The sequence below is a fragment of the Streptomyces glaucus genome (assembly GCF_039533365.1).
Lineage (GTDB): Bacteria > Actinomycetota > Actinomycetes > Streptomycetales > Streptomycetaceae > Streptomyces > Streptomyces glaucus.
This window is the reverse complement of record NZ_BAAATK010000004.1, coordinates 165,429-181,170: the sequence shown is the minus strand read 5'-3', so window position 1 is coordinate 181,170 and position 15,742 is coordinate 165,429. Positions and strand designations below refer to the sequence as shown.

At 71.9% G+C, this 15,742-nt stretch carries 2 protein-coding genes; both read right to left on the bottom strand.

Features of this window, described 5'->3' with window-relative positions; genetic code table 11:
* Positions 1-37: 37 nt before the first annotated feature.
* The gene (locus ABD363_RS04795) at positions 38-7,312 is read right to left on the bottom strand and encodes an amino acid adenylation domain-containing protein (RefSeq protein WP_344600082.1); all 7,275 of its coding nucleotides are present in this window, start codon (positions 7,310-7,312) and stop codon (positions 38-40) included.
* On the bottom strand, positions 7,302-15,485 hold the full coding sequence (locus ABD363_RS04790) for an amino acid adenylation domain-containing protein (RefSeq protein ID WP_344600081.1): 8,184 nt from the start codon (positions 15,483-15,485) through the stop codon (positions 7,302-7,304). Before ABD363_RS04790 ends, ABD363_RS04795 begins: the two co-directional genes overlap by 11 nt.
* Positions 15,486-15,742: the final 257 nt, after the last annotated feature.

Genomic DNA, 15,742 nt, shown 5'->3' with positions numbered 1-15,742 from the left:
CGCGTCACGGACGCGGCGGCACCGGGCTCTTCGGTGGCTACTCAGCCGAGGCGGGAGTTCGCGTCAGGATGTCGACCAGCGGCCGGTCGGCTGCGAGGGCTTCGACGACCTGCTCCAGCCGCTCGGCCAGGTGCTCGACCCGGGCGGCGTCGAACAGTTCGGAGTCGTAGGTCACCGCGATTTCCATGCCGCCGTCGGCGGTGCGGTCGAACACGAACTGAAGGTCGGCCTCCTTGGCGCGGCGGGGCAGCTCCAGCCGCTCGAACTCCAGCCGGTGCCGGCCCGGGCCGGACGCTTCGGCTGCCTCCGCCAGGTCCATGGCCACCATCACGTCGAAGACGGGGCTGCGGTCCGGGCCGCGCTCCCAGCCCAGGTCCCGCATCGTCCACTCGTACGGGTACTCCTCGTGCTGGAAGGCGCGCAGCACGTCCCGCTGGGCGGTGCGCAGGACCGAGCCGGCGGTGTCGTCGGGCTCCAGCCGGGTGCGCAGAGGCACGGTGTTGATGTAGAAGCCGATCTGGTTCTCGAACTCGAGGCGGTTGCGGCCGCGCGTGTAGGTGCCGACAGTGATGTCGGTGCGGCCGGTCTCGGCTGCCAGCAGCAGGCTGACCGCTGTCTTGGCGACGACGAACTCGGTCACCGCGTGGGCGCTCGCCAGGTCCGCGAGGCGCGAGGCCAGCTGGGGCACCGTGCGGCGCACCCGGCCCCCCGGGAAGGAGGTGCGCGCCGGTCGCGGCCGGTCCGTGGTCAGGTCCAGGACGGAACCGGCGCCCGCCAGTTCGGCCGTCCAGAACCGGCGGTGCTCCTCCTCCCGCTCCCCCGTCATACGGGCGTTGCGCCACTGGGCCGTGTCCTTGTACTGGACCGGGAGCGGTTCGAGTTGCGTGTCGCGATCGTCGACCAGGGCGTCGTACAGCGTCAGCCAGTCCTCGGTCAGTACGTCCACGGTCCGGCCGTCGGAGACCAGTTGGTGCATGGACGTCACCAGCAGCCAGTTCTCGTCCGTACGCAGCAGGTCGGCGCGGATCAGCGGCTCGTCGGCAACGGAGAAGGCCACGCGGATCCGGTCCTCGGCGAACCGGCGGGCCTCGGCGGCCGGCCGGCCGGTGAGGTCGTGGAGAGCGAACGGCAGCGGCAGCGCGCCCGGTTCGTGGACGATCTGCGTCCACCGGCCGTCCCGCCGGGCGAACGTGGTGCGCAGTGCCTCGTGCCGTTCGACGAGCCGGGCGAAGCCGCGCTCCAGGGCGGCCGGGTCCACGTCGCCGGTCAGCCGGTACAGGTCGTTGCGGTGGAACGCGTCGGGCCGGCTGTAGGTCTCCTCGGCGCGCAGCAGCAGGGTCTGGGTGTGCGCGACGGGGTAGCTGCCCGGGCCGCCGAGGCTGACGATCGCCTCGTCGTCGCCCTCCGCGTGCTGCAGGGCGGCGGCCAGCGCGGCGATGGTCGGCTGCGCGAACAGGACCTCCAGGTCGAGGGCCACGCCCAGGCGGCTGCGGATCCGGGACAGCACCTGGATGGCCCGCAGCGAGTTGCCGCCGATCTCGAAGAACGGCTCGGTGACGCCGACCTCCTCGGTGTCGAGCACCTCGCGCCAGATGTCGGCGAGCACCCGCTCCGCCTCGGTGCGCGGCGCGACCGCCCCGCTGGTGTGCCCGCTCGGCAGCTCGCGGCGCGCGAGGGACTTGCGGTCGACCTTGCCGTTGGAGGTCAGCGGCATGCCGTCGATCTCGACGAAGTCTCCCGGCACCATGTGGTGGGGCAGTTCGCGGTGCAGCCGGGTGCGGCATTCGGCGACCGTGGTGCCCGGCTCCAGGACCACGTAGGCGCACAGCCGGTCCTTGGCGCCTGCGCGCACGACGACCGCGGCGGCCTTCACTCCTGGGCAGGCGTCCACGCGGCGCTCGATCTCGCCGAGGTCGATGCGGAAGCCCCTCACCTTCACCTGGCTGTCCGTGCGGCCCAGGTACTCCAGGGTGCCCGCAGCGGTCCAACGGCCCGCGTCACCGGTGCGGTACATGCGCCGTTCCGGCTGGAACGGGTCCCGCAGGAACACACGGGCGGTCTGCTCGGGCGCGTTGAGGTAGCCGCGGCTGACGCCGATGCCGGAAACGTAGATCTCGCCCTTCATCCCCTGCGGGCAGACCCGCAGATGCTCGTCCAGGACGTAGATCAGCGTGTTGTGGACGGGCTTGCCCAGGGGCACGGTGTCCGTGGTGACGGGCTCGGCCATCACGTGGTGCGTGACGTCGTCGGACGCCTCGGTGGGACCGTAGGCGTTGACGACCGGGACGTGCGGGTAGTGGGTCAGCCAGCGGTTGACCGAGCGGGGCAGGACGGCCTCGCCGGTCACCATCAGATGGGTCAGGGCGGACAGGTCGAAGTGGCGGCCGGCCCGCGCCCAGGTGTCGAGCATGGTGTCGAGGTAGGAGGGGACGACCTCCAGGACGGTGATGCCGTCGGCGTCGACGCGTTCACCGAAACGCACCGGATCGAGTTGCAGCGCGGCGTCGTAGATCACCGTCTTTCCGCCGACGTGGAGCGCCGCGAACATCTGCCACACCGAGATGTCGAAACTGTTCGACGCGTTCTGCGCCACGACGCTGTGCTCGTTCAGCGCCAGGTCGTCGATCTTGGAGTGCAGGTGGTTGAGCATGCCCAGGTGCTCGACCATCACGCCCTTGGGCACACCGGTCGAGCCCGACGTGTAGATGACGTAGGACATCGCCGAGTCGTCGGTGGTGATGCCCGGGTCGTCGCTGTCGAGTCCGGCGCCGGTGGTGCCGGTCAGCTCCACCACGGTGCGCCCGTCGCCGATGTGACCGCGCAGTTCGGCCGATATCCGGTTCGGGTCGAGGGCGACGACGCGTACCTGGGAGGACTCCAGCATCGACGTCACGTACGACGGCGGGTAGCCCGGGTCGACCGGCATGTAGGCGGCCCCGCACTTCCACAGCGCGAGGATCGACTCGACGGTGAGGAGGGAGCGGTCCATCACCAGGGCCACGACTTCCTCGGTCCGCACGTGCAGTTCGTCCCGGAAGTAGCGGGCGAGCCGGTTGGCACGGGCGTTGAGCTCGGCGTAGGTCCGCTGTTCGGAGCCGGCCACGAGGCAGACGCGGTCCGGGTGCGTGCGCGCGAACCGTTCGACCGCCGCATGGATCTTCAGCGAGGCGTCGAAGTCGAACGTGTGCGCACCGATGGTGCGTACCCGCTGCTCCTCCTCCCGCGTCAGCAGCGGAAGTCGCCGCAGTGGCGCGTCCGGGCGCTCCAGGACGGCCGTGAGCAGGCCGGTGAAGGAGTCCCACAGCTGGTCGACGGTGCGCGTGTCGAACAGGCGGGTGTCGAAGCGGATGGCCGCCTCCAGGGTGCCGGCCTGCTCGGCGAGCATGATGTTCAGCGGGAACACGCTGGTCCGGAGGGTGACGTCCAGGGGGGTGACGCGCAGGCGGTCACTGGCCATCGCGTGGAGGGCCTGCTCGCCGTCGCCGGCGAACTGCTCGAACTCGATGAGTACGTCGAACAGGTGCGAGGCGTGGGTGAGCCCGCGCCGCTGGAGGTCCTGGACGAGCTCCTCGTAGGGGTGGTCGCCGTGCCGGGCGCCTTCCGTGAACCGGGCGCGGGTCTGGGCGACCATGTCCCGGAAGCCGGCCTCGTCGTCCACCTGGAGCCGCAGCGGCAGGGTGCGGACCAGCATGCCGACGAGTTGTTCGGTGCTCTGCCTGCCGCGACCGCTCAGCGAGGTGCCGAGGACCAGGTCGCCCTCGTCGGTGTAGCGGGCGAGCAGCGCCGCGAAGGCGCTGACGACCGAGGTGAACACCGTGCCGCCCTCGGCCCTGGCGAACTGCTTCAGCCTCTCCCACAGCCGGGCGGGCAACGCGTAGTCACGGTAGGCGCCGCTGAACGCCTCTCCCCCGACTCCGGAGCGGACGGGCAGGTCGATCGCCGCGGGCACGTCCGCGTACTGCTCCCGCCAGTAGGCCGACGCCGTTGCCCGGCGCTCGTCGGCGCGCTGCTTCTCCTGGATGTGGTGGTGGCGGTAGTCGGCCTCGACCGGGGGCAGGTCGAGCGGTGCGCCGTTCGCGAAGGCGGCGTAGAACGCGGACAGGTCGCGGACCAGCAGCTCCAGTGACCAGCCGTCGGCCACGATGTGGTGCGTGCTCAGCGTCAGGACGTGCTCGTCGCCGCCGAAGGTGGCCAGTTGCGCGCGGACGAGGGGGCCGGTGGCCAGGTCGAAGGGGGTCGACGCGAAGGGGCGCACGGCTTCCGCGATGCGGGCGTCGTCCGGACGGGGGCCGCCGAACCGCTCCAGGACGAGTGGCGCGATGAAGCCCTCGGCGGCGGTGGTGGCCTGGGTGAGCCCGCCGTCGGTGAAGGCGAAGGTGGTGCGCAGCGCGTCGTGCCGCTGGGCCAGTGCGTCCAGGGCGCGCCGCAGGGCGTCCGTGTCCACGTGTCCGTCGAGGCGGAAGCTGCGGGTCAGGTTGAAGGCGGCGGAACCTCCCTCGAACTGGGAGGCGAGCCAGATGTTCAGCTGGGCGGGGGAAGCGGGGTACGGCTCCGTCGAGGGGGCCGTCTCCCCGGCCGGGGCGACGGTCGCGGCGGGAACGGCCTTCTGGACGTAGTCCGCGAGCTGCTGGGGGTTCTCGTGATCGAAGATCGCGTACTCGTCCAGCTCGACACCGAACAGCCCGCTCAGCCGGCCCATGACCTGCATGGCGCTGATCGAATCACCACCCAGGTCGAAGAACGACGCGTCCGGCTTCAGCGACTCCAGCCCGAGCACATCCCGCCAGACCGCGGTCACCGCCTCCAGCGGTGTCGTCCCGTCGGCCTGCGCGGCGCCGGACGCCGGCAGGGCGGCCCGGACGTAGTCCGCGAGCTGCTGTGGGTTCTCGTGGTCGAAGATCGCGTACTCGTCCAGCTCGACACCGAACAGCCCGCTCAGCCGGCCCATGACCTGCATGGCGCTGATCGAATCACCACCCAGGTCGAAGAACGACGCGTCCGGCTTCAGCGACTCCAGCCCGAGCACATCCCGCCAGACCGCGGTCACCGCCTCCAGCGGTGTCGTCCCGTCGGCCTGCGCGGCGCCGGACGCCGTCTCGGTGACGCGGGTGCGGATCTTGTCGTCGGGGAGCCAGCAGCGGATGCGGTCGAACCGGTACGACGGCAGCTCGACACGGCGGCCCGGACCGGCGCAGGCGTCCCAGCGGCACCGGACGCCCGCCGTGTAGAGGGCGCCGAGGAAGCCGGCGAGTCCGGACTCGTCCACGGCCAGCACGTCATAGCCGTCGCCGGCCCGCTCGGTCAGCGCCCGGGAGATGGTGGACAGCGGTCCGGCCTCGATGAACAGCACGTGCTGCGTGCCGGTGAGCTTGCCGAGGAGCCGGTCGACGCGCTGGTCGAGGTCCGCGGGCACGGTCTGGTCCTCGCTCGCGGCGCGCCGCAGCGCTTCCGCCAGGTCGACGCGGCCGTTGGCGGCGTCCCAGGCGTGCTTCCCGGCGTTCTGGGCGACGACGTGCTCGAAGCCGAGACCGATGTGGCCCAACAGGCTCAGGAAAGCGAACTGGAACGCGAACTGCTCGTCCCGCACGCCGCACGCGGACCCGGCGTCCATGGCCTGCCGGTACCGCTCGTCGAAGTGCGGGTGTGCGGCACGCAGTTCGACGACCAGGCCGGGAGCGGCCTGGCTCACGCCGGATACCAGCAGTGCCGTCGTGACCGGCCCGGCGGGCTCGGCGGAGGCCGCCCGTTCCGCCGCGGCGGCGAGTGCCTCGGTGAGTTCGGTCAGGGTGCTCGCGGTGAGGGCGAGGCGGTGCGGGTGGTGGTCGCGGCCCGCGGTCAGGGTGTGGGCGACGTCCGCCGGGTCCAGGTCCGAACGGTCCTCGATCCAGTGCCGCAGTGCGTCGGCGTTGGCCCGGAGCGCCGTGGGGCTCTTCGCCGACAGCGGGACGAAGTACCGAGCCGCGGGGTTCCGCGCGCGGCCGGCCGCGGCAGGAGGCGCTTCCTCCAGGACGGCGTGCACGTTGGTGCCCATCACGCCGAACGCGCTGACGCCCGCCCGGCGTAAACCGGCGGCCGGTTCCCAGGGCGTGAGTTCCCGTGTGACGGACACGGCGGAGTTCGCGAAGTCGATCAGCGGGTTGAGTTCGGCGGCGTGCAGGCTCGGGAAAAGCTGCCGGGTACGCAGGGCGAGGACCGCCTTGATCAGGCCGACCAGGCCGGAGACGCTCCAGGTGTGGCCGATGTTGGACTTCACGGTGGACACGGCGACGAAGTTCTTCCGCTCGGTCACCCGCCCGAAGGCCAGATCGAGTCCTTCGATCTCGATCGGGTCGCCGAGTCGGGTGCCGGTGCCGTGGGCTTCGACGTAGGAGACGGTCGTCGGGTCGATGCCTGCCTTCCGCCAGGCCAGTTCGATGACCTCGGCCTGGGCGGCGCTGTCCGGAGCGGTCAGGGTGCTGGAGCGGGAGGCGCCGCTGTTGGCGGCGGTGCCCTTGATGACGGCGTGCACGGTGTCGCCGTCGCGCAGTGCCGCGTGGAGCGGCTTGAGCAGGACGGCGGCCACGGCCTCGCCCGAGCCGGTGCCGGAGGCGTCGGCGGAGAACGCGCGGGCCTTGCCGTCCGCCGAGCGGATGCCGATGTCCAGAGCGCCGGTCCTGTGGTCGGCCAGGACGTTGAGGCTGACTCCGCACGCCATGGCCAGCTCGCTCTCCCCGAGGATCAGGTCGTGCGCCGCCTGGTGCACGGCGAGCAGGCCGGAGGAGCAGGCCGAGTCGACCATGGCGGAGGTGCCGCGCAGACCGAAGAAGCGGGAGAGCCGCCCGGCCATGGCGGACACGTGGGTGCCCATCACCATGGTGGCTTCGGGATCGCGGGCCAACCGGTCGTACTCGATCTTCGTGTCCGCCACGTACACGGAACCGCGTACGCCGTCGAGCGACGCGGGGGCGTAGCCGGCGTTCTCGACCGCCTGATAGGCGGTCTGGAGCAGCAGCCGGTGCTCCGGCGCCATGTTCTGCGCCTCGCCCTTCGAGATGCCGAAGAAGGCGTGGTCGAAGGAGTCGATGTCGTCGAGGAAGCCGCAGAGTTGGTACTGCTCGTCCGCGGGAAGCGAGGTCCGGCCGATGCGGTCCGCGGTGAGCTCGCGGACACTGTCGCGGCCCTCGCGCAGGTTGCGCAGGAACTGCCGGACGTCGTCCGCCTCGGGCAGCCGGGCCGCCATGCCGATGATCGCGATGTCCCGGCCGGTGCCGCCGGTCCCGGCCGCCGAGGCGGGGCCGCCAGGGGTGCCGCTCGCGGTGATCTCAGAACTCATGCTCGGTGACCTCGTCTTCCGACTCGGAGGTGGTGGGCGCGACCAGCGCCGCTTGCCTGGCGATCGTGGGGTGGGCGAACAGCTGGGCGACCCGGAAGGTGCCGGGGAACCGCTCCTCCAGCAGCGCGTACAGGCGCAGCAGTTTCAGTGAGGTGCCGCCGAGTTCGAAGAAGTCGTCCTCGACTCCCGGCACGGCACGCTCGAGGACGGTCGTCCAGACGTCGCGGATGCGGCGTTCGGCCTCGGAGCGCGGGGGTGTCGCGGCCCTCGGCGGTTCCTCCCGGGCGAAGCGCGGCGCGGGCAGCGCCGCTCGGTCGGGCTTGCCGTTGGCGTTGGTGGGGATGCGCTCCAGGGTGATGTACTCGCCGGGCACCATGGCCCGCGGCAGCAGGCCCGTCAGATGGGCGCGCAGCGTCTCGGCCAGCGCCCGGCCGTCCCGGCCCGGGCCCTCGGGGACGACGTAGGCCACCAGGTGGGCCTCGCCGTTCTCGTCCTTGTGGGCGATGACGATGCCGGTGGCCACGGCCGGGTGACCGGTCAGGGCGTTCTCCACCTCGGCCGGCTGGATGCGCACTCCGTTGATCTTCACCTGGTGATCGGCGCGGCCGAGGATCTCCAGCAGACCGTCGGGGCGCAGCCGCCCGATGTCGCCGGTGCGGTACAGCAGGTCGTCCGGGTCCTCGCGCAGCGGGTTGCGGACGAAGCTCGCGTCGGTGGACCGCTGGTCGTCGAGGTAGCCGAAGGTGCGGAACGGCGTGCGGATGACGATCTCGCCCGGTTCGCCCACGCCGCACAGCACGGTGTCCGCACCGCTGCCCCGCAGGACGAGGCCCTGCGTCTGTGGCAGGGGGGTGCCCACCGGGAGGACCGGGGGCAGCGGCCCGTCCGGGACACGGTGGAAGAACTTCGCCAGTGTCGTCTCGGTCGGTCCGTAGAGGTTCACCACCTCGGTGCGCGGGCAGCGCGCGCGGATGTTCTCCACCAGGGCCGCCTTGAGGGGCTCGCCCGCGCAGAAGGTCAGCCGCAGGGCATCGAGGCGCACCTCCTCGGGGGCGTCCAGGAGCCAGGTCTGCAGGACGGTCGGGGCCGCGTGCAGGACGGTAACCCGTTCACGTTCCAGCCAGCGGAAGACGGCCTTGCCGCCCAGTTCGTCCGACGCCTCGGGCACCACCACGGTGGCGCCGACGACCAGGGCGAGGAACGTGTCGCGGAGCATCACGTCGAAGGAGACGCTGGTCAGCTGCGAGCACCGGTCGGCCTCGCCGATGGCGAACTCGGCGGCCTGCCAGGTGAGGAAGTGACCGAGCGAGCCGTGCCGGCCGAGCACGCCCTTGGGCAGACCGGTGGTGCCGGAGGTGAAGAAGAGATAGGCCGGGTCGGCCGCGGACACCTCGGGCAGGTCCGCCGCGACCGGGTCGGCCGCGTCCTGCGGGCCCAGGCCCCGGGCGTCGACCTCGACGGTCTCCTGGACGGGGTCCCCGGACGGGGTCACCGGGGCCTCGGCGTCCGGCGCACCGTCCGTGATCCTGACGAAGAGGCCGGGCCTGCCGATCTCGAGGAGGTGTCGCCTGCGTCCCTCGGGCAGCGCCGGGTCCAGCGGGAACGCGGTCGCGCCGCTGCGCAGCACGCCCAGCAACCCGACGACGAAACCGATGCCGCGCGGGCCGGTCACCGCCACGACGTCACCGGCCCCGCGACCGCGCGCCACCAGCCGGCGGGCGACGGCCTCGCTCCGGGCGACCAGTTCGCCGTAGGTGAGGGTGCTGTCACCCTGCTGGACGGCGACCCGGTCGGGGTGCCGTCCCGCGACGGCGGTGATCAGCTCGGTCACCGGCCGCTGCTCGGGCGCGTCCAGCGGTGCGGCGAGCGCCGCCCGGCGGCTTCCGGCGGCGCCGGCCGTCAGGGCGTACGAGGTGATCGGCTGCCCGGGGTCCGTCGTGACCAGGGCGAGCAGCTGGGCCAGCTGGGCCGCCATCGTCTCGGCGCGCGCGGCCGAGAACAGGTCGGTGCGGTACACCACCTCGATGAGCATGCCGCCGTCCGGTTCGTCGCGGACGTAGAAGGTGAGCGGGAACTTGGCCAGCGGATCGAAGGCGTGGTCGTCCACTTCGGCGCTGACGCCGTCGAGGGCCAGGTCCTCGCGCAGGTCGCCCAGATAGTTCAGCAGCACGTTGAACACCGGGGTGCGCTCGAGGTCACGCACCGGGTTGAGGCGCTCGACGAGCAGTTCGAAGGGCGCGGCCTGGTGTTCGTACGCCTCCCGCACCCTGGTGCTGACCTGCTCCAGGAGTCCGGTGAAGGCCGGGGCGCCGGTCAGGTCGGTGCGCAGCACCAGTGTGTTGAGGAAGAGCCCGACCGTCTTCTCCAGCTCGATGCCCGGCCGGCCGACCACCGGGAAGCCGACGACCACGTCCTGCTGGTCGCTCAGCCGGGACAGCAGCAGGCCGAGGGCGGCCATGGTGATCTCGAAGGGGGTGGTCGCGGTGCGCGACGCCAGTTCCCGCACCCGGCGGCCGGTGTCGCCGGCGACCCGCAGCGTCGTCACCCCGCCGGCCACGCCGCGTGCCGCCTCGTCCAGTTCGTCGGTGGGGAGTTCGAGGGGCTGCGCGTCGGTGAGGCGGTCCACCCAGTACGTCAGGTCGCTGTCGACGGCGGCCCGGTACTCGGGACCGCGCACGGCGGCCGCGTAGTCGATGTACTGCACCGCGGGGGTGGGCAGTGGCTCGCCGGTGCCGGACGCCTGCCGCGTGTACAGGCCGGAGAGTTCCTGCATCATCAGGCGCAGCGTCCAGCCGTCGCCCGCGATGTGGTGGACCACCACCAGCAGCTGTGACTCCTGGGCGCCGGTCCTGAGGAGCACGACCCTCAGCGGCGCGGCGTCCGTCAGGGCGAACGGCGCGGCGGCGATCTCGCGGACCAGCCTGGCCGCCTCGGCACGGGCGGCCTCGGCCGGACGGGCCGACAGGTCACGTACCTCGTAGGGGACGGGCAGGTCGTCGCGGACCGTCTGGAAGACGTCGCCGCCCTCGCTGCTGAACGTGGTGCGCAGCATCTCGTGCCGGGCCACCAGGTCGGCTACGGCCCGTCCCATCGCCTCGGCGTCAAGGGCGCCGTCGAGCCGTGCCAGCACGGGGATGTTGTAGGCGCCGCTGTCGGGTTCGAGCTGGTGCAGGAACCACATCCTCTCCTGGGCGAACGACAGGACGTGCCGCTCGCCGCGCGGTACGCGTGCGACGACCGGCGCGGACGCCGTGCCCTGCGCCGACCCGCCGATCAGCTCGGCCTGGGCGGTGACGGTCCGGTGGGTGAACAGCGCGGCCAGTTTCAGTTCGACGCCGAACGCCCGCCTGATGCGGGTGGACAGCTGGAGCGCGCTGAGCGAGTTGCCGCCCACCGAGAAGAAGTCGTCCGCCGCACCGACCCGTGCCACCGGCAGCAGGTCCGTCCAGATCCCGGCCAGCCGCCGCTCGACGTCGGTGCGCGGCGCGACGTACTCGCCGCCGGCGACCTGCGCGGCCTCGCCCAGGGCGAGCAGGGCGCGGCGGTCGGCCTTGCCGTTGCGGGTCACGGGGACGGCGTCGGTGAACACGTAGTGCGTCGGCACCATGTACGCGGGCAGCCGCGTCCCGAGGGCGGCGCGCAGCTCGGCGGGTGAGGCGGGCTGCGCGGGCGTGGCGTTCTCGACGTACGCGCACAGGAACTCGGCGCCGGCCGGGTCCTTCTGCACCAGGACCACGGCACGCCCGACACCCGTCTGGTCGGCCAGGGCCTGCTCGATCTCGCCGAGTTCGACGCGGAAGCCGCGCAGTTTGACCTGGTGGTCGCGGCGGCCGAGGTAGAGCACCTCGCCGTTCTCCTGCCAGCGGGCGAGGTCGCCGGTGCGGTACATGCGTGCGCCGGGCCGGAAGGGATCGGCGGTGAACTTCTCCGCGTTCTTCTCCGGCCGGTTGAGGTAGCCCCGCGCGACCTGGACGCCGCTGATGTACAGCTCGCCGGGAACGCCGACCGGGCAGGGCCGGCCCGTGTCGTCCAGTACGTACAGCCGGGTGTTGGCCGCGGGGCGGCCGATGGTGACCGGCCCGGGGCGGTCGTCCACCTCCAGGAGGGAGACGTCGACGGTGGCCTCGGTGGGCCCGTAGTAGTTGTGCAGCCGGGTACCGGTGCCGGCGGTCGCCGCGAGGAACCGGGTGGCCAGGTCCCGGCCGAGTTCCTCACCGCTGCACACCACGCTGCGCACGCCCGGGAATCCGCCCTCCACCGCGCTCAGGTACTGGCCGAGCATCGAGGGCACGAAGTGGAGGACTGTCACGCCGTTGCGCTCGATGGTGTCGCGGATCACCGCGGGGTCCGACTGGCCGCCGGGCGCCAGCATCACCTGGCGTGCGCCGATCATGCCGGGCAGCAGCAGCTCCCACACCGACACGTCGAAGGCGTACGGCGTCTTCTGGAGGATGACGTCCCGTTCGGTCAGCCGGAGGTCGTCGATCGTCCAGCGCAGCCGGTTGACCAGACCGCGGTGCTGGACGAGGACGCCGTTGGGCACGCCGGTCGAGCCGGAGGTGTAGATGCAGTAGGCGACGTCGCCGGGGCCCGCCAGGCGCGGCGGGTCGTCCGTGCGGGCGGGGCCGGCCGGCAGGGCCGTGACGTCCACGACGGTCCGGCCGTCGAGGACCGGTGCCTCGGCGTAGGCGGGGTCGGCGAGCACGAGCGTGGCCCCGGAGTCCTCCAGGACGGCGCGCACGCGGTCGGCCGGGTCGGTGGTGGACACCGGCAGGTAGGCGCCGCCCGCCTTGAGCACGCCGAGGATGGCGGCCGTCATGTCGACGGACCTCTCCAGGTACAGGGCGACGAGGGTCCCGGGACGGACGTCGTGGCTGCCGCGCAACGTCCAGGCGAGGGCGTTCGCCCTGGCGTTGAGTTCGGCGAAGGTCAGGCTGCGCCGCTGGTCGACCGTGGCGGTGCGCTCGGGGGTGCGGGCCGCCTGCCGCTCGAAGAGGTGGTGGACGGGGGTGTCCGTCTCGTAGCCGGTGTCGGTGGCGTTGAAGCCGGTCAGGACCAGCTCGCGCTCGGCGTCATCCAGCAGTTCCAGTTCCTCGACGGGCGCCCCGGGGTCGGTCACCACGCCGGCGAGCAGCGTCTCGAAGTGCGTGAGCAGCCGGTCGACGCGGATCTCGTCGAACAGGTCCGTGGCGTACTCGGCGGTGATCCTCAGGCCCTCGTCCGTCTCCTTGAGGAAGAGGGTGAGGTCCATCTTGCTGTGGTGGACGGGATGGTCCAGGTGACGTACCTGGAGCCCGGTCGCCTCGCGGGTGGGCGTGCCCCAGGCGGGGTCCATCATCACCATGACGTCGAAGAGCGGGTTGTGGCCGCCCGCAGTGATCACGCCGCTGTCGTGCACGACCCGGTCGAAGGGGTACTCGCCGTGCCGTACCGCGTCGGTGAGGGACGCCTGAACGGCCTTGAGCAGCGCGCGGAACGAGGTACCGGCCGGCACTTCCTCGCGCAGGGCGAGGCTGTTGACGTAGTAGCCGACCTGGTCGTGCAGGGCCTCCAGCGGGCGGCCGAGCGCCGAGGTGCCGAGCACGAAGTCGCGCCGGCCGGTGTAGCGGAAGAACAGGACGCGCAGAGCCGCGCTCGCACCGGCGTAGAGAGTCGAACCCTCCTCCCGGCACAGGTCCTTGAGGCCCTTCAGCCGCTCGGCGGCGAGCGTACGGGGCAGGGTGGCACCACGGTAGCTGCGGACGGCGGGCCGCGCGCGGTCGGCGGGCAGGTCCAGCGGCTCGGGCGCGTCGGCGAGCCGCTGGAGCCAGTAGGCGCGCGACTCCTCGGCGGCCGGCCGGTCCAGGAGGCCCCGCTGCCAGTGCGCGTAGTCCTTGTACTGCACGGCCGGGACCGGCATCTCGGGCTGCCGGCCGTCCAGCAGGTCGTTGTAGGCGCCGATGACGTCGTCGATCAGCACGGTCAGGGACCAGCCGTCGACGGCGATGTGGTGCGCGCTGACGACGAGGAGGTGGTGATCCGGGGCGCGTTCCACGAGCAGGAAGCGGACGAGACGACCGGCCGCGAGGTCGAAGTCCCGCTGCACGAACTCGGCGACCGCGCGGTCGGAGGCGTCCTCGTCGGACGCGGTCGTCGCCTCCCAGTCGACGGTGGTGTCCTTTCGCACCTGCTGCACGGGGACGCCGGCGAGCTCGCCGTAGGCGGTCCGCAGTGCCTCGTGGCGGGCCAGCAGCGCGACGAGAGCGCCGTGCAGGGCCTCGCGGTCCAGGGTTCCGCGCAGCTCGTACAGGGCGGGGACGGTGTACGCCGCATGGGCGGCGCCCGCCTGTTCCAGCAGCCACATCGACAGCTGCCCCGAGGACAGGGGGTGCCACGGGGCGGGGGCGACGGGGACGACCGGGGGGAGCGCGGTGCTCGCCCCGGACCGTCCTGGCGCACGGAGACGGGCGGTGAGTTCGGCGACGGTCTCGTTGCGGAGCAGCGCGTCCATGCCCACCTCGCGCCGCATGCGCTTGCGGACGAGCAGGACGACGCGTACGGCCTTGAGGCTGTCGCCGCCCAGGTCGAGGAACCGGTCGTTGAGGCCGACCCGGCCCCAGCCGAGGACCTCCTGGAGGACGGCGCACATCTCGCGGTCCAGTTCGTCGGCCGGCGCCTCGTAGGCGGTGCCGTCGAACTCGGCGTCCAGGTCCGGGGCGGGCAGGGCGGCACGCTGGATCTTGCCGCTGGAGGTCAGCGGAAAGGCGTCCAGGCGCATGAACCGGGCGGGCACCATGTAGGCGGGCAGCGACTCCAGCAGACCCGCGCGCAGGGACGCGGTGTCGGCCCGGTCGTCACCGACCCAGTACGCGACGAGTTCCTGCTGGCCGTTGATCTCCGTGGCGATGACGGCGCTGTTGTGCACGCCGGGCAGCGCGGAGAGGGTGTTGTCGATCTCGCCGAGCTCGATGCGGTAGCCGCGGATCTTCACCTGGTGGTCCATGCGGCCGACCAGGTCGATCTCGCCGCTCTCCCGGCGGATCGCCAGGTCACCCGTGCGGTACATGCGCCGGCCGCCGCCGGTGGGATCCGCGACGTAGCGCTCGCGGGTGAGGTCGTCGCGGTTGAGGTAGCCACGGGTCAGTCCGGCGCCGGCGATCAGCAGTTCGCCCGGCACGCCGACGGGGCAGGGCTTGTTGCCCTCGTCGACGATCAGCAGCGTCGTGTCGGCCAGCGGCCCGCCGACCGTGACGGGTGCCTCGCGGTCCACCAGGCAGGCCGTCGCGTAGATCGACGTCTCGGTGGGCCCGTACAGGTTGTACAGCCCGCAGCCGGTGGTGGAGGTGTAGAACGTCGTCCGCAGGCCGGGCTTGAGCGGCTCGCCCGCGACGAGGCAGCGCGTGACCCCGGGCAGTGGCTCGGTGGTGCCCATGACGGCCAGGTACGAGGCGAGCCCCGACGGCACGAACTGGATCAGGGTGACCCCGTGTCGTACGACGGTCTCGCGGATCGCCGGCGGCGACGTCTCGGCGCCCGGCGCCAGCAGCACCAGCCGTGCGCCGCTGATCAGCGGCAGGAACAGCTCCATGATGGAGATGTCGAAGGTGTACGTCGTCTTCTGCAGCACCCGGTCGTCCGGGGTGATGCCGAAGTACTCCTTGCCCCACTGGAGCACGTTGCGCACACCCCGGTGCTCGATGAGCACTCCCTTGGGTTCACCGGTGGAACCCGAGGTGTACAGGCAGTAGACGAGGTCGTCCGCGGTACCCAGGACCGGCAGTTCCTCGGGGCGTTCGGGCCAGGTGGGCCGGCGCAGGTCGAGGACGTGCACCAGTTCGGCCAGGCTCGGATGGGTGTCCATGGTGGTCAGCAGCAGGCGCGCACCGCAGTCCTGGAGGATGAAGCGGTGCCGCACGGCCGGGTGTCCGGGGTCCAGCGGCAGACACGCGCCGCCCGCCTCGATGACCGCGAGGATGCCGACGACCATGTCCAGGGAGCGCTCGAACAGCAACGGCACCAAGGTGTCCCGGCCGACTCCGTGTTCCTCGCGCAGTCTCCACGCCAGTGACCGCACGCGGGTGACCAACTGCCGGTAGGTGAGCCGCTCGTCGCCGTGGACCACGGCCACGTCGTCCGGCCGGGTACTGGCCCGCTCTGCGATCAGCTGCTGAATCAGCCTGCTGGACTCGTTCAAGGTCGCCCCTCTGTCGGCATTCGCGTCTGCGCTCGACTGTGCGCGTGCGCACCCGGTGGAGGCGTCGTGGCCGCCGCCGTGGCCGTCAGGACAGCAAAACCTTCACGCGGGATTCAAATAAGATCGGGCTTCCCGATCAAACGGATTGCCGGTACCGACTCGGGTGGGCGCTTTCGATCGGCATCCCCGATCTCATTTGAAACCTTCGAATGAGTTTTGCTCTTCTTCCTCTGTCCGGCTGCGCACGAGTCCGCAGC

Coding starts and splice junctions, on each gene's coding strand:
- ABD363_RS04795 (WP_344600082.1), bottom strand. CDS start 7,312: ATGAGTTCTGAGATCACCGCGAGCGGCACCCCTGGCGGCCCCGCCTCG.